The 21,577-nt window shown below is 59.5% G+C and carries 20 protein-coding genes and 2 pseudogenes; 12 read left to right on the forward strand and 10 right to left on the reverse strand.

What is annotated here, in order from left to right; translation table 11 throughout:
• Window positions 1-142: 142 nt before the first annotated feature.
• Complete coding sequence (gene guaA, locus AC0L16_RS28040; protein ID WP_473624581.1) at window positions 143-1,735, forward strand: glutamine-hydrolyzing GMP synthase; 1,593 nt, start codon at window positions 143-145, stop codon at window positions 1,733-1,735.
• Window positions 1,736-2,052: 317 nt separating this feature from the next.
• Window positions 2,053-3,306, forward strand: coding sequence for a tyrosine-type recombinase/integrase (locus AC0L16_RS28045; RefSeq protein ID WP_473624582.1), 1,254 nt, complete (start codon window positions 2,053-2,055; stop codon window positions 3,304-3,306).
• On the opposite strand, the gene AC0L16_RS28050 is transcribed toward AC0L16_RS28045, so the two are convergent.
• Window positions 3,287-3,655: a helix-turn-helix transcriptional regulator gene (locus AC0L16_RS28050; RefSeq protein ID WP_473624584.1), complete on the reverse strand. Its 369-nt coding sequence runs from the start codon at window positions 3,653-3,655 to the stop codon at window positions 3,287-3,289. The two genes, AC0L16_RS28045 and AC0L16_RS28050, sit on opposite strands and share 20 nt — an antisense overlap.
• An 882-nt stretch (window positions 3,656-4,537) precedes the next feature.
• Between AC0L16_RS28050 and AC0L16_RS28055 the strand changes: the two genes are divergently transcribed.
• Complete coding sequence (locus AC0L16_RS28055; RefSeq protein WP_473624585.1) at window positions 4,538-4,684, forward strand: hypothetical protein; 147 nt, start codon at window positions 4,538-4,540, stop codon at window positions 4,682-4,684.
• A complete protein-coding gene (locus AC0L16_RS28060) occupies window positions 4,681-5,112 on the forward strand; it encodes a hypothetical protein (RefSeq protein WP_473624587.1) in 432 nt (143 codons plus the stop codon). The genes AC0L16_RS28055 and AC0L16_RS28060 overlap by 4 nt, the downstream gene beginning before the upstream one ends.
• A 21-nt stretch (window positions 5,113-5,133) precedes the next feature.
• Here AC0L16_RS28060 and tnpA read toward each other — a convergent pair whose 3' ends face one another.
• Window positions 5,134-5,574, reverse strand: coding sequence for an IS66 family insertion sequence element accessory protein TnpA (gene tnpA, locus AC0L16_RS28065; protein ID WP_473624589.1), 441 nt, complete (start codon window positions 5,572-5,574; stop codon window positions 5,134-5,136).
• 825 nt (window positions 5,575-6,399) lie between these two features.
• On the opposite strand from tnpA, the gene AC0L16_RS28070 reads away from it, so the two are divergent.
• Complete coding sequence (locus tag AC0L16_RS28070) at window positions 6,400-10,419, forward strand: hypothetical protein (protein WP_473624590.1); 4,020 nt, start codon at window positions 6,400-6,402, stop codon at window positions 10,417-10,419.
• A gap of 78 nt (window positions 10,420-10,497) precedes the next feature.
• Here the strand turns inward: AC0L16_RS28070 and AC0L16_RS28075 are convergent.
• Window positions 10,498-10,690 (reverse strand): annotated as a pseudogene (locus tag AC0L16_RS28075) (MucR family transcriptional regulator); the annotation flags it as partial.
• Entirely contained in the window at window positions 10,691-10,918 is a 228-nt protein-coding gene (locus tag AC0L16_RS28080; protein ID WP_473624645.1) for a helix-turn-helix domain-containing protein, read from the reverse strand.
• A gap of 173 nt (window positions 10,919-11,091) precedes the next feature.
• Between AC0L16_RS28080 and AC0L16_RS28085 the strand changes: the two genes are divergently transcribed.
• Window positions 11,092-11,388, forward strand: coding sequence for a hypothetical protein (locus AC0L16_RS28085; protein ID WP_473624591.1), 297 nt, complete (start codon window positions 11,092-11,094; stop codon window positions 11,386-11,388).
• A gap of 734 nt (window positions 11,389-12,122) precedes the next feature.
• On the forward strand, window positions 12,123-12,236 hold the full coding sequence (locus AC0L16_RS28090; protein WP_473624593.1) for a hypothetical protein: 114 nt from the start codon (window positions 12,123-12,125) through the stop codon (window positions 12,234-12,236).
• A 53-nt stretch (window positions 12,237-12,289) separates the two neighbouring features.
• Here AC0L16_RS28090 and AC0L16_RS28095 read toward each other — a convergent pair whose 3' ends face one another.
• From AC0L16_RS28095 to AC0L16_RS28105, 3 genes are all read right to left on the reverse strand, one after another.
• Window positions 12,290-12,661 carry a hypothetical protein gene (locus tag AC0L16_RS28095; RefSeq protein WP_473624594.1) on the reverse strand — a complete coding sequence of 124 codons (372 nt, stop codon included), beginning with the start codon at window positions 12,659-12,661 and terminating at the stop codon, window positions 12,290-12,292.
• A gap of 101 nt (window positions 12,662-12,762) precedes the next feature.
• Complete coding sequence (gene ligD / locus AC0L16_RS28100; protein WP_473624647.1) at window positions 12,763-13,455, reverse strand: non-homologous end-joining DNA ligase LigD; 693 nt, start codon at window positions 13,453-13,455, stop codon at window positions 12,763-12,765.
• Window positions 13,410-14,231, reverse strand: coding sequence for an ATP dependent DNA ligase (locus AC0L16_RS28105; protein ID WP_473624596.1), 822 nt, complete (start codon window positions 14,229-14,231; stop codon window positions 13,410-13,412). The genes ligD and AC0L16_RS28105 overlap by 46 nt, the downstream gene beginning before the upstream one ends.
• Window positions 14,232-14,434: 203 nt before the next feature.
• Here AC0L16_RS28105 and AC0L16_RS28110 point away from each other — a divergent pair.
• A pseudogene (locus tag AC0L16_RS28110) lies at window positions 14,435-15,807 on the forward strand (transposase).
• A gap of 534 nt (window positions 15,808-16,341) precedes the next feature.
• Here the strand turns inward: AC0L16_RS28110 and AC0L16_RS28115 are convergent.
• The 3 genes from AC0L16_RS28115 to AC0L16_RS28125 form a co-directional block, all read right to left on the reverse strand.
• Window positions 16,342-16,500 carry a hypothetical protein gene (locus tag AC0L16_RS28115; protein ID WP_473624597.1) on the reverse strand — a complete coding sequence of 53 codons (159 nt, stop codon included), beginning with the start codon at window positions 16,498-16,500 and terminating at the stop codon, window positions 16,342-16,344.
• A 175-nt stretch (window positions 16,501-16,675) separates the two neighbouring features.
• On the reverse strand, window positions 16,676-17,002 hold the full coding sequence (locus AC0L16_RS28120) for an excalibur calcium-binding domain-containing protein (RefSeq protein ID WP_473624648.1): 327 nt from the start codon (window positions 17,000-17,002) through the stop codon (window positions 16,676-16,678).
• The gene (locus tag AC0L16_RS28125) at window positions 17,002-17,970 is read right to left on the reverse strand and encodes a thermonuclease family protein (RefSeq protein WP_473624598.1); all 969 of its coding nucleotides are present in this window, start codon (window positions 17,968-17,970) and stop codon (window positions 17,002-17,004) included. Before AC0L16_RS28125 ends, AC0L16_RS28120 begins: the two co-directional genes overlap by 1 nt.
• Before the next feature lie 113 nt (window positions 17,971-18,083).
• On the opposite strand from AC0L16_RS28125, the gene AC0L16_RS28130 reads away from it, so the two are divergent.
• The 4 genes from AC0L16_RS28130 to AC0L16_RS28145 all read left to right on the forward strand — a co-directional run bounded on the left by AC0L16_RS28130 (window position 18,084) and on the right by AC0L16_RS28145 (window position 21,459).
• Window positions 18,084-18,356, forward strand: coding sequence for a hypothetical protein (locus AC0L16_RS28130; RefSeq protein ID WP_473487103.1), 273 nt, complete (start codon window positions 18,084-18,086; stop codon window positions 18,354-18,356).
• A 200-nt stretch (window positions 18,357-18,556) separates the two neighbouring features.
• Window positions 18,557-18,982 (forward strand): transposase, encoded by a 426-nt coding sequence (locus AC0L16_RS28135; RefSeq protein WP_473624600.1) that lies wholly within the window; start codon window positions 18,557-18,559, stop codon window positions 18,980-18,982.
• Complete coding sequence (locus AC0L16_RS28140; RefSeq protein WP_473624601.1) at window positions 18,979-19,815, forward strand: IS3 family transposase; 837 nt, start codon at window positions 18,979-18,981, stop codon at window positions 19,813-19,815. The genes AC0L16_RS28135 and AC0L16_RS28140 overlap by 4 nt, the downstream gene beginning before the upstream one ends.
• Before the next feature lie 327 nt (window positions 19,816-20,142).
• Window positions 20,143-21,459, forward strand: coding sequence for a tyrosine-type recombinase/integrase (locus AC0L16_RS28145; protein ID WP_473624603.1), 1,317 nt, complete (start codon window positions 20,143-20,145; stop codon window positions 21,457-21,459).
• The last annotated feature ends 118 nt before the right edge of the window (window positions 21,460-21,577 follow it).

Below are 21,577 nucleotides of genomic sequence, written 5' to 3' on the forward strand. Positions count from 1 at the left end.
CCATCAAGGGAAAGCGAAAACTCGCAACCTGGGATACCGACTACCTGATGGCAGCTCTCCAACTCCGTTAACCTGGATTCGTTGCCCTGAGACGCCTTCGCAACCCATTGCGCCGACTCGTTTCTTTCTCTAAACGCTCGCCATGAAGATAGCCAATCATCCCGACACCGTCCTGCCCGACACTGTCCTGCCCGACACCGTCCTGATTGTCGATTTCGGCAGCCAGTTCACGCAGCTCATCGCCAGGCGCATCCGCGAGGCCGGCGTTTTTTCCGAGATCGTGCCGTTCCAGTCGGCCGAAGCGGCGTTCAGGCGCATCAATCCGAAGGCGGTGATCCTCTCCGGCGGCCCCGCATCGACCGGCGACATCGGCAGCCCGCGCGCGCCGCAGATCGTCTTCGACGCCGGTGTGCCGGTGCTTGGCATCTGCTATGGCCAGATGGCCATGTGCGTGCAGATGGGCGGCGTCGCCGAAAGCTCCGACCATCGCGAATTCGGCCGTGCCTTCGTCGAGATCCAGAAGGACAGCCCGCTGTTCGAGGGCCTTTGGGCGCCCGGCCAGCGCCATCAGGTGTGGATGAGCCACGGCGACCGCGTCATCTCCCTGCCCAAGGGGTTCGAGGTGTTCGGCAAATCGGAAGGCTCGCCCTTCGCCATCTTTGGCAATGCCGAGCGCAAGATGTACGGCATCATGTTCCACCCCGAAGTGGTGCACACGCCGGACGGCGCCCGGCTGCTGCAAAACTTCGTCCACAAGATCGCCGGCATCGAGGGCGACTGGACGATGCGCGCCTACCGCGAGCACGCGGTCGAGACGATCCGCAAGCAGGTCGGCAAGGGCAAGGTCATCTGCGCGCTTTCGGGCGGCGTCGATTCCTCGGTCGCCGCACTCCTGATCCATGAGGCGGTCGGCGACCAGCTCACCTGCATCCTTGTCGACCATGGGCTGATGCGCAAGGACGAGGCATCGGGCGTGGTGGAGATGTTTCGCCAGCACTACAATCTGCCGCTCATCCTGGTCGATTCCTCGGACCGCTTTATCGGCGCGCTCGAGGGCGAGTCGGATCCGGAAAACAAGCGCAAGACCATTGGCCGGCTGTTCATCGAGGTGTTCGAGGAAGAGGCCGAGAAACTCGGCGGCGCCGATTTCCTGGCGCAGGGCACGCTCTATCCCGACGTCATCGAAAGCGTCTCCTTCACCGGCGGCCCTTCGGTGACGATCAAGTCGCACCACAATGTCGGCGGCCTGCCCGAGCGCATGAACATGCAACTGGTCGAGCCGCTGCGCGAACTGTTCAAGGACGAGGTCAGGGTGCTCGGCAAGGAACTCGGCCTGCCCGACAGCTTCATCGGCCGGCATCCGTTTCCCGGACCCGGTCTCGCCATCCGCTGCCCGGGCGGCATCACCCGCGAAAAGCTGGAGATCCTGCGCGAGGCCGATGCCATCTATCTCGACGAGATCCGCAAGGCCGGCCTCTACGACGCCATCTGGCAGGCCTTCGCCGTGCTGCTGCCGGTGCAGACCGTCGGCGTGATGGGCGACGGCCGCACCTATGAATTCGTCTGCGCGCTGCGCGCCGTCACCTCGGTCGACGGCATGACGGCGGATTTCTACCACTACGACATGGCGTTCCTCGGCGCCGCCGCCACCCGCATCATCAACGAGGTGCGCGGCATCAATCGCGTCGTCTACGACGTGACGAGCAAGCCGCCGGGCACAATCGAGTGGGAATAAAGCGGGCTCGTTCGACAGCATTCGGCGACTATCGGCGACACTTCATTAAGCGTCTGAATTGTAAGCTCTTTCGTCTCTATGCCTATCGCTGACTATCGCCCCTAAGCGGAATCATTTGGCGGTAGATCTGACGGCATTCCTTTTCGCGTCATCCTCGCTGCAGACTAATGCCGTCACTGCGCCGGACTCAAGCATTTTGGCATCTTTCAAGATAAAGCATTGAATCCAAAGGGCTCTCACAGAGCCTTGACGGTAAAAAGGATGACGGTAAAATTAGGCATTGAACAATCCTAGATGCGCCTCACTTGTCTCCTCCTATGCTCACCGACATCGCACTTAAGAAGCTGAAATCAAAAGATAAAATATACAAAGTCGCTGATCGTGACGGTATGTACGCGACCGTGGCTCCCACAGGGCAGATATCGTTCCGATACGACTACCGAGTGAATGGTCGGCGAGAGACAGTGACGCTGGGCCGCTATGGTGAGGGAGGCATCTCGCTAGCAGAGGCGCGTGACCGCTGTCTTGCCGCACGAAAAATGGTGGCAGCCGGAAAATCGCCAGCCCAGGAAAAGCAGCGTGACAAGCGGCGCCTGTCTGGGACGGCCACGTTCGGCGATGCCGGCAGAAGATGGTTTAAAGAGGCGAAGATGGCGGACAGCACGCGCTCCATGCGCAAAGCCGTGTTCGATCGAGACATCTTGCCGATTTGGGACAAAAGGCTCCTCACAGAAATAACATCGGACGATTTGCGGGCGCTCTGTGCAAAGGTCAGGGACCGTGGCGCACCAGCAACGGCCATTCATGTCCGGGATATCGTTAAGCAGGTCTATGGTTACGCCATTCTGCACGGCGAGAAGATCGCCAATCCGGCGGACGAGGTGGGACCGGCGTCGATAGCAACCTTCGAGGCGAAAGACCGGGCGTTGTCACCCGTAGAAATTCGAATCATGCTGAAAGAGTTGGAAAATGTGCCGACGTTGCCGACCATTCGGCTGGGCCTAAAGCTAATCCTGCTCACGATGGTTCGGAAAAGTGAGCTTCTGGACGCGACGTGGGATGAGGTCGACTTCGAGAACGCGATATGGAACATTCCCAAAGAGCGAATGAAGCGGAAGAAGCCACATAACGTCTACCTGTCCCGCCAGTCCCTCGACATCATGATTGCGCTCAAGACTTGCGCTGCGAACTCTCGATACGTGCTTCCATCTCGCTACGACGCCGACGAACCCATGTCGCGCGCGACTTTCAATCGGATTACCTCGGCGATTGTGGACCGCGCAAAAAAACAAGATCTGCCACTTGCTCCCTTTACGGTGCACGATCTACGGCGGACCGGCTCCACGCTCCTAAACGAGATCGGATTTAATCGCGACTGGATCGAAAAATGCCTTGCCCACGAAGACAGTCGCTCCTCCCGCGGCGTCTATAACAAGGCTGAATACGAACCGCAGCGGCGCCACATGCTGCAGGAATGGGCCGACATGATTGAAGCGTGGGCGGCTGGCAATAAACACGCACCCACACTGCAGCCGATTTCCGGGGCAGCCGTTATCCTCGATCCGATTTGATGGGCCTCGTCTTCCGTGACCGCACGTCAGGTCCCGGGGCCAGTTCGATTGAACCAGCAGAGGACGCGTTCCGCCGTTCCTCAATCCAGGCTTCGACTTCTCCCAGGTCCCAAACGACGCAGCGGGGGGTCAGATTGAACCGTCGGGGGAACTCGCCTCGTTGTTCCATTTCATAAATGGTCGTGTCCGATAACGGGACGATTTCTCTCAATTGCGGTCGGCGAACAGTTCGCACGACCTGTCGCGCCTCAATGTGCGGTAGAACCGGAAGGGAGCGATCCGCTGGCGCGGTCTCTACGCCTTGGCAGCTTTCGCATTGAGTTGCCTTCTGCCGTCTGACCATGTGCATACCGAAGGGCTCCTTCGGGCCAATGATCGTGCATCTGCTCCAATCTGGGTATAGCTCTCAACTACGACCACATCGTCTCCTTTGACCAGCAGGCGAGCTTTGGAGGCATCATGACAGCAAGGTCTGGAATCTTCTATCGCCATCTCGCCAGCTCATCCTCCGCACCATAGGGACGCCAACAGCCCCCTGCACTAGGCAGCAAAATGTCCACGTCGAACTCTCGCCGCTTGTAGCGCCCACAAGCCGAGTGCACACGGGCAATTTCAGGCAGGCCTGAATGGCCGTCCGCTCCGGATGACTCCGTTCGGAAGTGCTTTCGCGATACGAACTGGCGAGCCACCCCACGCCCGAGTTTCTACAATGTTGTGCCGTACCTCTAGCTCTTCCAGGTCGAAGGACGTACTAGAAGGACAGAAATACTGACTTATTTGCTCGTGCTTTCAACAGAACGGGAATCTCTGTTTACTTGCCAATCAAGTTCTGCATAAAAAAGAGGCAGGCGACCGATTCGGTAGCCTGCCTCTGTCTCTACGCGTACTCGCGGTAAATGTGGCGCCGAGTGGACGAACAAAGACCGCGAGTCCGCTCCCTAGCAGGTCGGTAGCTAGCGTCCTGAGGCTTCATTGGCAAGCCACAGGAGTAAAGACTAATGGCGAAGAATCCTCCCCTTCGGCCTGGTCAACCCGCTCCACGGTCAGGTCAGTACGAAATTACTGGCCCACGTGGCGGCAAAGGACCGGAAAGAACAGTGACTCGCAATGAGCCACTGCCGCCGACTCCGTCAAAAGGATCCACTTACAAGCTTGTGGATCCGACCAAGCACGGAAAATAAAGTGACGGCGGGCTTCGGCCCGCCGGTTTCACGATCAATTGAGGGACGAAATGGTCAAGAAGATTGAAGTTGTTAAAAGGCCTGCCGGTGACGGTAAGACTCGCACTGGCGCAACCAACGAAACAAAATCTCTGAGTACCGATCACTACAAAGCGCGGCTGGGCGTGAAACCAACTGGCGGCGGGAAGAAGTCTTGAGCCTCAGCAATTTGGCCGATCTCGTCACCGTGATCGGCTTTCCTCTTGGCTTGGTGGGCGTCGGACTAGTTTTGTACCAAATGAGAACGGACAAATTGTCAGCCTCGGCAGGAGCCGTGGCTACAATACACGAGAATATTCGCATACGGATCGACATGTTGTCCCGCTTAGAACCGACTCTCGGCGATAGCGAAAACCCTGAATGGACCGGTGCCTTTCGCGACCTCCTAAACGATCTGGAAGTAGCTTGCGCCACCTACCTAGATAGCCAATTCAGCGGTAGGACTGGAAAGCTGGCCGAATTCCTCATTCACGACATGTTGAAGTTGTTCCAAGATGATCAGTCGCTACGGGAGCATCTAAGGGCCGCAATCCACGATCCAGATACATTCGCTAACATCAGGGATTTTTTTGCTCTGAAGAAATAGACGGAGGTGACCGCAGGGCCATCAGAGCTGGTAGGCGGCACCGAGCCGGTCTGCGACATCCTCTCGCGTCGCTCCTACCGTTGATCCCAAGCGATCGGTGACGCGATATTCACGGATGCCCATGCCGCTCCAGTTCATCGCCTCGACGTGCATCGCCCAGAACGCCTGGACGGCGCGGTTGCGCACATCCGTGCTCACCGCAAAGCGCAGCCGAGCGCGCTTGTTCTGCCGCTTCGCTCGCGCTTCCAGGCGCTTCTGACGGTGCAATTCCGCCAGATATTCCGCCTGTTTGCGCGCCGCGTCGTTACCGGCGAAGTACTTCAGCCAGCGATCGAGCGTGTCCTTCGTCAGGCGATGCACACGGCAATATTCCGTCCGCGTCAGACCGCTGCGCTGCCACGCCTCGACGTGAACCACCCAATAGGACTGCCGCGCCCTGTTCTCGAAATGTCTCAAATTCACCGGAGATCCTCCATGCAACGAAGGAGCCCGACATGTCGCGCCATTGCACTACTCAATCTGGGTGCAGAGACCGGACGCTTACCGGCAGAAGACCGATGACAGGATACAAGAGCGCACATTGCGAGTCGGTTGGGTGTTTGTTTTTTTCTAACTTTTTTGACACGGGTCGCACATTGTGGCGCTTCGGCCTAATGTGCGCAGAGTATGTAGAGTTTTGTTTTCGAACCCTGTTTTGCACATTGCGGGATCGGTTCACAGCATAGTCGCGAATTTGCGTTTGGTCTGGCCATTCGCCAGACACGAGCGCGCCAGGCGCGGCCGTTCATCGCTAAAAGGCTTAGCGATAACCGGCGGTGGCGGGTTCTCGCGCTGTGCATGGGGTAGTCCGCAATGGCTTGCGATGCCAGCATCACCTGAGGCCTACCGGTGGCATCGGTGTTGGGCCGAGAAGGAGAAGAATGTTGGCCCTAGGCCGTCAGCGAGCTTTCGGTCTTTTTTCAACAGGTATTCGAGCGCGCGAAAGAACCAAGTGAGCGACTGCGGTGAGGCGGAAAGCTTGCCTCGTAGCGCAACTTCGTCTCCCCGTTGTAGGAGTCACCGGTTCAATTCGGTGGTGATTCGCATCGATGCTCAGGAAGTCGTGGGCTTCTCAAAACAGGGGACCATAGCGCAGATTCGTTTTATCGAACTACGGTCAGATTCGAGCTCTAGACAATGATCAGGCAGACTCGCGATCTAGGTCTGAGCACAGCGTTTGCGAGCCATTTTATGACGACCGGCCATGAGCCGGGGTGTGCCGGACGCACAAGTGCTGGAGCAGCTTTTTTGACGAGCGTTTTCGGGTCAGGGCCAAGCCTCGATGCACCAAAGGGTGATGTCGCGCGCCAGGCAACCGCTGCGCTGCGCGGTTACGGCTATCAGCTCTACGCATCAGGCTTGGCCTGGCTGGGTTTGGGTGATGGCGAGATCCTCCACCTCGAGGTGGCCGAAGACTATGCAGTCGCGACGCGCGACGCGCTCGCAGGAACCCAGGTAAAAGACACAGGCGGAAGCGCGAACGTCACCCTCCAGTCGGCGGATGTTCGCGCCGCAATCGATTCCTTCTTCGATCTCGTGCACCGCAATCCCAAGCGCGCTGTTTCGTTTCACTATCTGACCACGTCCGAAATCGGCGTGGAGCGAAGCAAGGCGCACCGCATCGCAGGAGGTGCCGCGCTTCATTATTGGCGCCGGGCCGCAGCGGGAGCCGATGTCGGGCCGTTACGCACGCTGGTGGCAGCGCTCGATCTGAAGCCGTCCACGAAAGCCCATCTCGAAGCACTGCCGGACGACGATGCGTTCCGGAGCGATTTCCTCCGACGCATTCACTGGGATTGTGGTGCACTGGGCATTGCAGGCGTGCGCGCCGAGCTTGAGGCTGGGCTTATCGAATATGTCGCATCCGCAAGACGGCTCTCGAGCCATACGGGGAGGGCTGTTTTGCCGGCGGTTGTTGAGCGCCTGCTGATGACGGCGGTCACCGACAATGCGCGACAATTGCGTCGTGCCGACCTCCTCGCGCTAATCGACGAGACAGCCATTGTTCCAGTTCCGCTGGAGCACCTATCGGCGGCGTTCCAGGGCGGCGGTGCAGGCGCGACCTTCACGCGGCCGGCCTTGCTGGTACCGGCGAACGACTTACCTCTTCCCGCGATCCGGGCTCCGCGAATAGACTTAGTCGCCGCGCTCGACACCGCACGCCGCACAGCAGGGGTTGCGATCGCGAGCGGCGCGACGGGATTGGGCAAGTCGCTCGCCGCGCGCGTCGTGGCAGACTGCTGTGAAGGGCGGTGGTCGATCGTCGACTTCCGCAACTTATCTCCCGCCGAGACCGCCGCACGGTTGTCGCTTCTGCAGGGGGAACTGGCTGCCACGTCCGCAACGCACCTTATTCTGGATGACGTGAACGAGATCGACGATCCTGCCGTACGTGATGCGCTGCTGCGCGTCGTCACCAGCCTTCGGCGACGTGATTGTACTGCGGTAATCACAAGCTATCGCGCACCGACCAAGGCTACCCTTTACCAACTGGCACCCGAGGCGCCCTCAGCAGTCGAGGTCGCGTATCTGGCTGAGGAGGAAGTTACCGAACTCGTCGCGTTGGCCGGCGGCGATACCAAATATGCCGGTGCCGTCTATCGCGCTGCGGCACGCGGCCATCCTCAGCTCACCATGGCGGCGCTGCTCCATCTCAAGTCAGCAAATTGGTCAAGGGCATCGATCGGCGCGGTGCTGGGCGGGCAGCTCCCCGACGAACTGGGCGCGGAACGGCGCGCAGCGCGACAACGCCTGATCGCGGCGTTTCCGACCGACGCACAGACGCTGCTGCTGCGCGCTAGCCTGATCCGCGGCGGGTTCGACCGCGCCCTTGCCCTAGAGATCGCGGGGCTGGAACCGATCGTACCGCTTCCCGGCCTTCTGCTCGACCAACTCGTTGGTCCTTGGATCGAGCCCTATCGGACAAAGCGAATGCGGGTTTCGCCATTGCTCGAAGATGCCGCTGAGGATGTGCTCACCGCAGCACAGTGTCGGTCCATTCATCGCTGCATAGCCGACTCAATGATGCAAGCCGAGAACATCTCCGTGCTGGATGCGCCCTCTGCTATGCATCACGCGCTAAAGAGCGAGGAGGGCGGTCTAGTCTTCGCCTTTGCGCAAAGCGTGATTACCTGCCCGGTCGGTACACTAGACCTCCTCGCTCCCTTCTTGGGCGAACTCCTGATATTCCCAGCCGATGCGCCAATCTTCCCGCAGGACCTCGCAGCCTCGGCGGTACTGCGATTGGCCCAATTGCAAGTTCTTCTCCCTTATGGGACACCCGAAAAAGCCCGCGCCGTCTGGGACGCGTTCGAGCGCGAGCGTGTCCATGTGAAGGGACCCGACCTGATCGAGGGCTTCGCGCTCTCCAAGCTTCTGCTCCATCCACGCACTGGCGAGCTTTTTGCCGATTGGTTGGATATCTTGCTTCGGTTTGACCGCTTGCTCGGAACCTCGCCTGCACTCGCCATTGTCAACCGTAACTTCAAGTCTCCGGCCGGCGGCGATCCGCATGTTAGCGGCGTGTTGCTGGCGGCGCAGCTTGGCAACATTCGGACTGTCGCCCGGTTCAAGGAGATTCTGGAGCGGCTCGACGGCGAGGCGTCCGCGACGCGCGACCGGATTTTCTCATCCTTTCAGCTTGGGCGCGGCGATATTTCGATACTGGTCAATCATGCTTGGCTCAAGGAATCGCGAACGGATAATTTCGACTGGGAGGCTGCTGCCCGCGACTATGCTGACTGCGCAGAACTCGCGATGCGCTGGGGCAATGCAGTGCTCGCGTCGCGCTGTGCGATTGCGCAGGCCATTTGCCTCGACGAGAACGGTGACGATGCCGAACGGGCACTTGCCTGCCTGGCACAAGCCGAGGACAAGTTCGGCTTCGACATCGCGCTTTCGCGAGCGCGGGCGAAGATCCACTGGCGTAGACGCGATCATGCGGCGGCGCTCCCGCTGCTAACCGCAGCCGCCGAAGCAGGCGGCCAGGATACAATCGAACGGGCCTATATCGCTCGGGAGGCTGGCATAAGCGCGGCAACGCTCGACGACTGGGCAGCCGCGCAGCAATGGTTCGAACGTGCTCAGGGGGAGGCTTCGACGCTCGACAAGATGCCTTCGGTGCGCGCGATGGCGATCGGGCTGCTCGCAGATACCGCCCATGCCGCTTATTGCGCGGGCCGGCCGGACATCGCAATCGTCAAGATGCGCGACGCCCTGTCCGCCCTGCCTGGGATCGACGCGGAGGGCACCCTAGCCGAAGCCCATTGCCACCGTGTCGTGCGCCATGGCCTGCTCTGGCTTTACCGCGAAATCACGGGGACCAAGGCCGGCGGTCAGGAAGAAGTGATCTATTCGCCGGGCTGCGCCAGCAACACCGAGCCGCTTGAAGCTATCCGCGAACATCCAGTCGCCGCCCTCGATCTCGCCTTCTACTTGCTCGCCGATGCGGACGAAGCACTCGCTGAACCCACCGGCTTCTATCGCGATTTTCGCGACTATCTCGTCGAGGGCCCGATCGTCTCGTCGGAGCTTTCAGCGGCGATCGCCGAGGATCGAAGGACCATCGCAGCCCACGATCCAACCCATTTCGTCGAGCGAGTGCGGCGCCATGCTTCGGTCGCCCGGATGGTCGCCTCCGGTGAGTGGCTCGAAGTCGGCGACGCGCTCAAGAACCCCAGACGCGGCATGATCCCGTTGGCGACGATCGGCGAAGACGTCGATGGGGATCTGCGCCGTGCGGCTGAAGACTATCTGCTGAGCTTCGCCACGGCCGCGGCGCTCGCCGGCGCGTTCGACGCGATCGACGCAGCTGTCCAAGAGGGATTGGCCTCGCCCGAGATCGGATCAATTCACCCCTTGCTTCGACGAATGAGCGGCGAAGTCACGGCAATCGCGACCGATCGAGATGGCGCGGCCAGCACGATTTGGCTGCTGCGCGAGGATCTAATGGCGCGCCCCGTGGCATTCTGCTGGGCAGGCGCGTGGTTACTGTTCCATGTCAATGCCTCGCGGCTCCCTGTCGGTGTTGCAGAGCCCCTCGTGGCGTGGATTTTCGCTGGGTGCGCCTATCTGGTCAGCAACGGCCGCTTCCGCCTCTCGCTTCCGGCGACCACGGTGCCGCCGGTCGAGGCTGTGCTTGCACGACCCGAGCGAACGATCGCGTCTGCCGCCGAGCTGCTTCTCACGCTCGCGCCCGCAGTGGCGACACGGTTCATTCCACAGGCGCGATCTACGCTGGAGAAGATCGCCGGAATCTCGCCGGAGTGAACGCTGCGATGAACTCCACCGCAATTCTGCAGGGGGTGTTGCTGCTCTCAGCCTCGTCCTCCGGCTCCATCGCGGCAATTACGGTTTGGCCCGAGCGTTACCCGGCTTCCGGACTGTCTTCTTGGTTTCTTTTGCCGGCACCTTTCGCCCAAGCCCGCTCGACTTAGTAGACAGCGTCGACCGTTGGGCAGCGTAGTTCGGCGCCACCATCGGGTAATCAATCTTCGACCCCCCACTTCTCACGATATTCATCCGGCGTCAGGCCATAGTGCTACCCGCGATCAGATCGATGTGAGAGCCTAGCCGGCGCCCCGCCATTTTCGGGAATGAACTCCACCCCCGCCACTTCCAACGCAGTGCGGATCGCCTTTCGATTCGCGATAGTAGTAGACGGTACGCCGTCCTCGGACTCCGCGCGTCTGACAGTTGCTACTCCTACGCTAGCAGCGGCGGCTAAATCCCCCGCGCTCCACCGCACCAACGCACGCGCAGCCCGCATCTGAGCACCGGTGACGGCCACCTTCTAGAAGCACTAGCACTGTCAAAAGTTTGGTTGTGCGGTAGCCATACGGCCAAGGCCGCCTGGATTGGCTTTTCGGTCTCGCCATCTCTGCGGTAAACCGATTATGCTGCTGACCAAAGCGACTGCCGCCATAATTGGAGACTACCCTGATGCATGAACGGAATGAAAATGCGAAGCGCGCCCGCGAAATCCTGAAGGCGTGCGGGATCGATATATGCACAGCCTTCGAGGCGCTGGATGGGCGGCAAATCGATGCGCTGCTCGCACATCTGGATCAGCATCGGTTCAACAAGTACGGCCCTATGAGCAAACTTCGTCAACCGCCGGGCAGCGTCAATTCGCGAGTGCGATCGTTTCACGGCCTGCTTCAGGGCCGCGCTGCACTCCGGCAGCCTCGAATCGCTGCATCAGTGGGTATTGAACTCAGGTCGGAGACTGAAGAGTAGCTTGGCGACCTGATCGCTTCCCTCAGCTAGCCGTCCGCAGTCGGTTAGTCCCATGTGCTCGGTGGCTACGGTGAAGAGATATCCCGCGATCTCGCTCGCGGTGGCGCCTGGGCGCAATTATATGGCTCGGACTGATGTCATATCCTGCATCACCACAGAGACCTTTGAAGGTTACGACTGCACTGCCGACTGTTCAGGCCATGAAGCAGGATACGATTGGGCGGAGCGAAATGGCGTAACGGAGGCCAATGACTGCGATGGCAACAGTGAATCCTTCAACCAAGGCTGTCAGGCGTTTGTGGAAGAGCAGCAGCCTTTGCCGACGAAGAAGACACATCCCACGAAAACGACGAGGACGATTCAGAATAGAAGTTCTTCATGATTGCTGATGGCGAGGAAGTTTCAGCGCTCTCGCCGAAATCGGGCTGCTGCTTGTGCTCTCTGGACTCGTAACCCCAACGGAAGCATTCTCCCCCTTGGGGAGATGGCGATGGGCAAGATTGTTCAGCCATGGGCTAGACGGCAAAGGGCATGGTGGCGTCCGTTCTTGAGCGGCCGCCTTGCAATCGTTTTAGGGCTACTTGGAGCAACGTCCCTCGCTTACGTCGCGACAGACGCTAGGCATGATCTTCCGCGTGTCCATCCTACGGCACTTCACCAAGCCGGATTACCTCGCGCAAGGTGGGCTGTGACATCAAGGGAACATCAACGAACGTGGCGAGCATATCTATCACATGCCCGGCCAAGAATATTATCTGTCCACTCGTGTGAATCCGGCTCGAGGGGAGCGCTGGTTCTGCTCGCAATGGGAAGCATGGTGGGCGGGTTGGCGAAAGACCAAGGTTTAATGGCGGCGCAAATTATGGCTCTCCATTGGTTCAATCCTCCGGTCTGAGCCAAGCTAGCGCTGCTGCGTATCGTCTTTCTCCACCACACCCTTGCAGCGGCTATCGCCGAAGCCGGATTGATTAGGGTCGATTTCGACCTCGACCAGACCACCTTTGTCGATCCCCTTTTTGCTGATCAATGTCCCAGCCGGAACAACACACGCCGCTAAGTTGAGGAGGCGTGTCACGTCAACAACAGAAATTGGCCGATCGTTCTGCAAATCAGGCCACCCGAGTTCAATGGTGCGCCGCGCCTGTGCAAACGCCCTCTGATCACACCAAACAACTATGCTATCGATAGCAGACCGGCCCCATAGGACTTCACTTGCAGTCGCGTGATCAGTGAGGAGCAGCAACACCCCGCCTGTAATGAGAAGTTTGGACATGCCAGCATCCTTTTGCTGAGATAGCATTTTAGATCGTAGCCAAGCAAGAAATCCGGAAACCCTTGAGGCATGAGCACGTCAGTTCTCAGAGACGCAAGGGCCTACGCTACCCTTCGGGCAGCAACCCTGAACGGATGATCCATATCGAAGGCGTCTGGGCGGATACATCGCTCGACCTGTTTCCATGTCACAGGATGGGCAATTGGGAAGCCGGGCCGAGCTCGTGGGGAGAACGCTCCGACCGCCGTGTTGCCTCGTCCGTTGCGAAAGTAATCGATAAAGATACGGCCCCTTCGGGCCGACGGTGCAGCGGACAGGAGATAACGATCCGGGTGAGTTTGAACGAGCCGCTGGGCGAACGACCGAGCGAGGGTCCGGGCATGATCGTGTGTGATCTTCGTCTCAAGCGGTGCCATCAAGTGAATACCCTTCCCGCCCGTCACCTTCGGCCAGCTCTCTAGGCCTTCTGCCTCCATGATGTCGCGGAGCTCTAGCGCACTCCCGATGACCTCATCCCATTCGACACTCTCGCCCGGATCGAGGTCTAGAACAATGCGGTCAGCATGTTCGATGTCGTCAACGGTGGCATTCCAAGGGTGCAGCTCAACAGCGTCCATCTCAACCAGCCCCAGCAACCCAGCAAGATCGTCAACCCACACCCGGACGCCTTCGCCACCCTCCCGCTTCTGCACCCGCAACTGATGTACTGCAGCAGGGATCTCCGGCAGCTTGCCCCTGTGATAGAAAGTCACCCCACGACTATGGCGGACAAGCTTGAGCGGTCGGCGACCCAGATGGACGAGTGCTCGATCGGCGACGTTCTCCCAGTAACGCGCAAGTTCATCTTTGGGAGGAGAGACGGCGTCCGGCAGCAGTTGCAGAATGTTCTCCGTAGGAATCCCATTTCTCGGGCAGCATTTCGTCTCTTTGAAGGGGCGGTCGGTTTTGCCGGTATCGTTGCGAGGTCCTCGCGGATGCCCTTGAACACTGCCTCACGCAAGATGCCGCGGTCCGTCACCCCACTGAATTGCACCTCGGCCAGTACATCTGGTCTGACCCACGTCGCTTTTGGCTTCACGATAGGCTCTGAGAGAGGTGATTTGCTGATTATCAGCGGGTCAAGCCGCTCTCGAAGCAGTTGCGCAATCTTGTGGGTATAGCCGCTGCGAGCCTTCCCGGCATAGAGTAATCGGTCGCCCCCGCGGCGCCCTATGTAGAGTGACGCAATGCGGCGCGGTCGAGCGCCGAGCTTCTCGACGAACGCCACGATAGGGAAAGTGTCGCTCTTGATGCATTTGACCTTGAGCCAACTGGTCTGAACGCCTGAGCGGTCCACGGCATCGGTGCGCTTGGACACGATGCCCTCCAATCCCATCCGGCAGGCATGTTCAAATACGTCCATACCGCTTAGCTCCAGATGCTCGGCATAGGTTAGTGTCGGGGCTGAGTCCCTCAGCAGCTTCTGTAGCGCGGCCTTGCGTTTCAGTAGTGGCTGCTGCCTGAGATCGCGCCCGTTGAGGTGGAGCAGGAGCAAAATGAATTGCGAGAGGTGCGGCACGAACGACTGCATGCATGTTGAGACACAGACCCGTCGCCACGAGAACGGCAGGGCATTCGAGTGAGACGGCTTGCTGAGATAAGAATGGTGCGGCGGGTGGTGTGGAGGGATGAGGACTGAGGAAGGCTGCTTTCGGCCGATAGTGTTGAAAAAGTCCGGGTTGCAGCAGTCCTGAAGCACTGATTCAATCTTCGTTGTAAGAGGAGATTGAGTCGATGATGGGCGAGCAAAGTGTGATGCAGGAGGAGCTGTTCTATGGCTTCAGCCTGCAGCGGCATGTGCCGGCGGACCACCTGCTCAGATCGATCGACCGCTTCGTCGATCTGTCCGCTATCCGCCAGCATCTGGCGCCCTTCTACAGCCCGATCGGCCGTCCCTCGATCGACCCTGAACTTCTGATCAGGATGCTGATCGTCGGCTATTGCTTCGGCATCCGCTCGGAGCGCCGGCTGTGCGAGGAGGTACATCTGAAGCTGGCCTATCGGTGGTTCTGCCGGCTTGGCCTCGAGGGTGATGTGCCGGACCACTCAACCTTCTCCAAGACCGCCACGGACGCTTCCGCGATGCTGATCTGCTACGCGAACTGTTCGAGACCGTCGTCCGACGCTGCATGGCAGAAGGGCTCGTTGGCGGCGAAGGCTTTGCGGTCGATGCCAGCATGATCGTCGCCGACGCGCAGCGTCAGCGCGGGATTGAAACAGCTGAGGAGCTCAAGCCAGAGGCCAAGCGGGCCGTGGCCGAATACCTCGCCACCTTGGATGATGCCACTTTCGGGGCCGCCACGCCGGTGAAGCCCAAGTTCGTCTCCCCTGTTGATCCCGCCGCGCGCTGGACTGCCGCTTGGGGTGGCCCAGCCGTCTATGCCTATTGCACGAACTATTTGATCGACGTGGAGCACGCCATCATCGTGGACGTGGAGCCCTCGACCGCGGTGCGCCAAGCCGAGGTGACGGCCGCTAAGACCATGATCGAGCGGGCGCACGACGAGCTCGGCCTCTGGCCGGAGCGGCTGATTGCCGACACCGGCTACGGCTCGGCCGAAATGCTGAACTGGTTGGTGCATGAGCGTGGGATCGAGCCGCATATCCCGGTCTTCGACAAGTCCAGGCGCAAGGATGGCACCTTCTCGCGCGACGACTTCACCTACGACCATAAGGCCGATACATACATCTGTCCTGGCGGGAAGACGCTCAGGCAGCGCCAGAAGACCTATCGGGTGCCGCACCCTCTCGTCGACGAGAATGGCATGATGCGCTATCGCGCCAGCAAGCTGGATTGCGACGCCTGTGCTCTGAAGCCCAGCTGTTGCCCGAAGGAGCCGGCGCGCGAGGTGCTGCGCTCGATCCATGAGGGCGCGCGCGACATGGCCCGCGACATCGCAAAGACAGACGCCTACCAGACCTCACGCTATCAGCGGAAGAAGGTGGAGATGCTGTTCGCGCACCTCAAGCGCATCCTGAAGCTCGATCGATTGCGATTGCGCGGCCCCTGTGGTGCCCGCGATGAGTTCCACCTTGCAGCCATCGCCCAGAACCTCAGGAAATTGGCCAAGATCTGTACCCTCGGGACATACGTCCGAGCCACTTAGGGCGAGGAGGTCGCGTCGACCTTAATCAAGACGCTTCGGTGCGAGTGGATCCACGGCTTCATCGCCGACTTCTTCAACACTATCGGCCCAATCCAGTCATTCCGGTGTACAGACTCTGGCGCAAAGCGGACTATCGCGGACGCGAACTTTTTGACCCGTGCGCGATGCCAGGCGGAGTCAAGGCTGAAGCCCACTAATGCACTCGCCGTAGTACGTTAGTGTGTCGTTCCCGGGCGCCGATATTGATACCGATGCGGGCAATCGTAGCGAAAATGTGAACTCCTGAATCCCGACTTCGGCGAGCATCAAGCTGAACCGACACTCAGTGGAACCGGGACGTCTGGCCGACTTGCAAGGAGTTGTCTTTCGCACCCATGCCGCCACGGATATCATTAGCTCGGCGGCAAATGCTCAAATTTGCATGAAATCGCGGTGGGTTCGCTGGCCATACTGGCGGGAGCCACGGCGCAACTTCCGCTGTAATAGAAGCAGAGCGCGTAGCACTATCGATTCTGCGGCATGGCAATCACCGAGCTAGAAGGGTTGCCAGCAACGGACGCCCAGCGCTTCAGCGAGCGAGCAATTGAGCACCTTCGTCTCGAGATCCCCAGAGTTTTTGATCTCCAACAGGTAGTCTCCCTCGTTGCAGCGGACCGTCCAGATGCCGGCATCATAATCGACGGAATCCCCCATGTAGATCATCTTGCTAGCGCCCGTGCAGGGATCGGCGTTCACGATAATTGATTGAAGTGCGGTAAGCCGATCCGCCTCCGATAGCCGCGATACGAGGTCATAGGCTCGGCCAGCGGGCGCATGGGCGGGAAGTAAGAGAGCATTATGGCAAGGCCAACCCGGTGCGACAAGGTGCTCAGCATAGGCTTTCACACGGAATGCCGTCGCTGTCCCGGTCGAGTTTCCCGCCCCAAGAGCAGCTGTTCAAATACCAATTTGCTTCATCGCATGAGCTGATTTGCGAACACGTCAATCGCGGCTGGCAGGACCAGCTTTGCGCAATTCGTGAGAACGAACTTCCTTTGCTTGAAGTCGCTCCCAGCAAATGAACGCTCTCCCAAATCAGGGATGGGCTGCTGCCGGACAAAAAGGATAGAGCCGCGATAAACCCAATTGCTGATTGCTTCATATTTCCCCCTTCGCGGACTGCCGCATTGACCGCAGCCCGACCCTCAAATCTCATTATCGCTTCGATCGTCTCCAACCAGCAGATCGAGCATCTGCTTCCGAGCAAAACCACCTCTCACCTTTCGATTCAGAAATTCGGGTGACGTCGTAGAATTTCTGGCCAGGCACATGATAGATGTTTTCGCCGCCCGCTGAAATGTTGCCTTTGATGTTGCAGCCTGAGTTGCCGTTGCCGATCGCAAAAAGCGGTGCCGGCGTCGCTTGCGGGTCGTCGCTATGCTGTGCTCGCCAGTCCCACGGAAATTGAAACGTCCCTACCCAAAGACCGGCCTTCGACGCCTTCGCCTTAGCTTGCTGCCCTGCATACGCACCATTGCTGTATGTCGGCCAATCGAGCGCTTGGCCATGCTCGACCATCCAAGCGGCGACACTGGAGCCGTCCGCGCGTCCGCAGTCGCCGACATAGCGGTCATAGCGATCCCACGTGACGAAAGTGCATTGGACCGGCTTTGACGCCGACAGGAAGCCATCCAGTGCTTCGGCAGAGCGGCGCCCGCACGGATATTCGAAACCCTTGGCGTCGTTGCAGTATTGGTGGCTCTCGGGCGCGTCGATACCATTGAAGCGGATGCGCTGCCCATGGATTTCAATTGTGTCGCCATCGATGACCGAAGCCACCCCAGAGATCGGGGCCGGAGCCGGCTTGGTCAAATTCTGTAGATTGATCTCAGGCAGCGAGCCTGTGTGTTGCATGACGAATTGCGTTGCCAAAGCCGAAGCTGCGGCCACGGTCACGAAAACCAGCCGCATAGGCACGCCCGACAACCAGCGCCGACGATGCCGCTTTGGCCCGCTGCGCTTCCGCCACTGGTCGGACCGATTATCGTAACGAGACCTGTCCAAGCCCATCATCATTATCGCGCCGCCTGAGCGGCTTTCGGCCGAACGCAGCGTCACCGAAATAAGAACCGCTGATAGGGCGGCGAAATACAAACGCCAATGCATGAAGGTATCCCCCGACACCAGATGGGATCATGCGCCTTTTGCACTTTGTTGTCGAATCTGCCGACGAACGGGCTTGCGCGCAGTCTTCCACTACGCGATGTTGCCGCCGGGCTGTAAAAGGGGTGGGGACTGTGAAGCGATTTGCTTTGACGATTTCAATGCTAGCTGGACTGGTGGCGTGCGCCACGCCGCCCGACAAGATCGCGGGCGTTCCGAACGCCGGCCCCTGCACGCAGGCGGACAGAGAGCGTTTGGCCATCGTATCAAATCAGCAAAACAAGGCTGTGACCGGGGACGCATTGGGCGTTTTTCTCATAGGCGTGCCGGTTTCCTCGATGTCGGGCGGCGACCACGAAACCGAGATCGCAATTCTCAAAGGGCGATGCGGCGCGCCAAAAACCTAATATCAGTGGCTTCGGCTCTAGGCGCGCCGTTGGCGTTCATCGGGTTAACCGGTTGACCGTTTCAACGATGGCTTTGGCAAGGGCTTCGCCCTCGTGTACGGGCTCTGGGCCGTAGAGTAGCAAAACGGCTTCCTCGCTAGTGTAGTGCACCCCGATTCTGAGACACGAGAAGGGTAACGGTTCTCCATTAAGGAGAGCTGATGAGGAAAGAAGACCCCGGGCGGCGGTTCAGTCGCGAATTCAAGATAGCTGCGGTGCAACGCATGGCTGCAGGCGCCAATGTGAGCAAATTGGCGCGGGAGCTCGGCATCTCTCGCAAGGGTCTCTATCAATGGCAGAAGCAGTTTCGTGCAGGCGGGCCAGCAGCTCTGCGCGGTGGCGTGGGTCCGCCGCGAGCGGTACGCTGGCTGGCGCATGACCCGGGCGGTGCAGCGCCGGCATTGCCGTCGGAAGCGCATGACGAGCTTTCGAAAGCATTGGCTCGGATCGGCGAACTGGAGCGTCTCGTCGGACAGCAGGCGGCCGACCTCGATTTTTTTCAAGAAGCCTTGCAGCACGTCGGGAAAGCGCACCAGCGGAGCGGCGCGCCTGGCGGGACGACATCTACGCGGTCATCCAGTCGATGATGGTGTCCGGGCTGCAAGGCATGATCGCGGTCGAGCGGATGTGCGGGCTGGCTGGCGTGAGCCGGTCAGGCTATTACCGGTACTGGCAGGCCTCGTCGCCACGCCGCGAGGAAGCAGGCTTGCGCGATGCCATTCAACGCCTGGCGCTGGCGAACCCACACTATGGCTATCGCCGGATTGCCGTGCTGCTGGGCCGGGAAGCCTGGCATGTGAACCACAAGCGCGTGCTGCGCCTGATGCGGGAGGACAACCTGCTTTGCCTGCGCAGGGCCGCTTTCGTGCCGATGACGACGAATTCCAAGCATGGCTGGCGGATCGTGCCCAATCTGGCAAGAGGCCTCGAACTGGCGGACATCGACCAACTCTGGGTCGCCGACATCACCTATGTCCACCTCGCCGAGGAATTCGCCTATCTGGCTGTCGTGCTCGATGCGTTCAGCCGCAAAGTCATCGGTTGGGCACTGGCGATCCATCTCAGGGCTGAACTGGCGATTGAGGCGCTCGACCAAGCGATTGCGGCGCGCAGGCCGGCACCGGGATCCATCATTCATCACAGCGATCGCGGCGTGCAATATGCCTGTGCCGAGTACGCCGCACGACTTGCGGCCCACGACATCCAGCCGAGCATGAGCCGGGTAGGCAATCCCTACGACAATGCCAAAGCCGAGCGCTTCATGCGAACGCTGAAGGAGGAGGAAGCCGACCGCAGAGCCTATCGCGACATCGACGATGCAAGGAACAGGATCGCGAATTCATCGACGTCGTGTACAACAAGCAGCGCCTACATTCCGCGATCGATTATCAATCGCCGGATGAATATGAATCCGGCCTAAAGCGATTGCGGCGGGAAGCCCCTGCGGCAATCTCAGAAACGGAGAACTGTTACTGATCTCTGTCTCACCCGAGGGGTGCACTACACTATGTGTCCAGAATGGACCTGAAAACGTTGGTGATCCCGACAGGAATCGAACCTGTGACCTACAGATTAGGAATTTGTCAGACGGCCTTTCCCATTGTTTCCCAATGCCGGTCGTTGTGCGATTTCGCTTGTTCTAACATGCTCAAGTTGTTGCATTTTTCGTACTTCGGGGCTATGATGGCGTAGACAAACCAACAGATCGAACATCGTGCAGTTTCCGTACTAATCCCGTACTAATTTCATGACAGACCTTCGACTCCCCCTTACAGACCGCGCCGTCGCAAGCCTCCAGCAGGCGTCTTCGGGCCAATATTTTGCTCGCGACACCGAACTGCAGGGCTTCTTGGTGCTCGTGGGCAAACGGAAAAAAACGTTCGTTGTCCAGGGTGATCGAATGAAGGCGGGCAAGCGTCTTTCCGTCCGCATGAAGGTTGCCGAAGTCGGAGAACTTACAACGCGTGCGGCGCGGGCGAAGGCCAAGGACATTCTCGGCAAGATCGCCAACGGCGTGGACCCTCGCGCCTCGACGCGCAAACGGGACGGCGATGCTGAAGCGGTTGATCTGCCGTCGATCACGAACCCCACGCTGCGCACAGCCTGGGAGCGCTATCGCGACGGGCATATGAAGAACAAAGGTCGCAGCGATGGCACGATCAACAACTATCGCGATCACATCGAGCGGCTGTTGGCCGACTGGCTTGACGAGCCGCTCTCCAAGCTCGGCGACGATCCTTCCCTGGTGACTGTGCGGCACGAAAAGCTCACCAAGAAGAACGGCGCCTATATCGCCAATGGGTGTATGCGGACGCTGCGCGCCGTCTACAACCATGCTCGCAAGGTTGCCCGCACGCTGCCTGCAGACAACCCCGTCTCAGCCATAGACTGGAATGCCGAGCATCGGCGCGACACCGCGCTGGGGCTTTCTGATCTGGAGGAATGGTTCACACAACTCGCGGCCTTGAAGAATCCTGTTCGGCGGGAGCTGCATCTGTTCATGCTGCTGTCAGGCCATCGCCCTGAGGCGATCAGGAAGGCGCGGGTCGAGCATGTCGACTTTCGCGCGCGTGTCCTGCACATACCCAGGCCGAAGGGTGGGGAGGTCAAAGCCTTCGACATACCGCTTTCGAGAGCCATGATCCGGTGCCTGGTTCGAGTGATGCGCATCGGTCGATCTCTCTACGCCAAGCAATCGTGTGAATGGCTCTTCCCAGCCGAGAGCAAAAGCGGTCACATTATCGAGCACAAGGAAAAGCGCAGCGATCTGTCGAAATGGGGGAATGACCTGCGGCAGACGTTCCGCACAATCGCGCAAGCCGCGAGCGTTGCGGAGCTTGATGTTCACCTTCTGATGAACCACTCGATCCCAGGCGTCAACGCAGGCTACATCACGCGCAACAAGTTGCTGAGCGACCCTCTGCGCCAGCAGCAGGAAGCGATCTCACATCGGATGCTTGAAGCTGGGCGGTCGCGAGGGAAAGAAACTAAGCGTTGCACATGCGTATGGCTCGCACTTCCAAGCAAGCGCTTGCTTTCTGATCCGGTGAGCAGCAAGGATTAGCAGCTTAAAACCTGCAGGGTGTGCGGCATTTGACGCACATTGTTGAACAGCCTCACCTCTCGACGTCGACAAGCCGGCTACGCTCGGAGGTCAAAAGCCGATCTGTTGCGGCGGAGCG

Source organism: Mesorhizobium sp. WSM4848 (assembly GCF_055811375.1).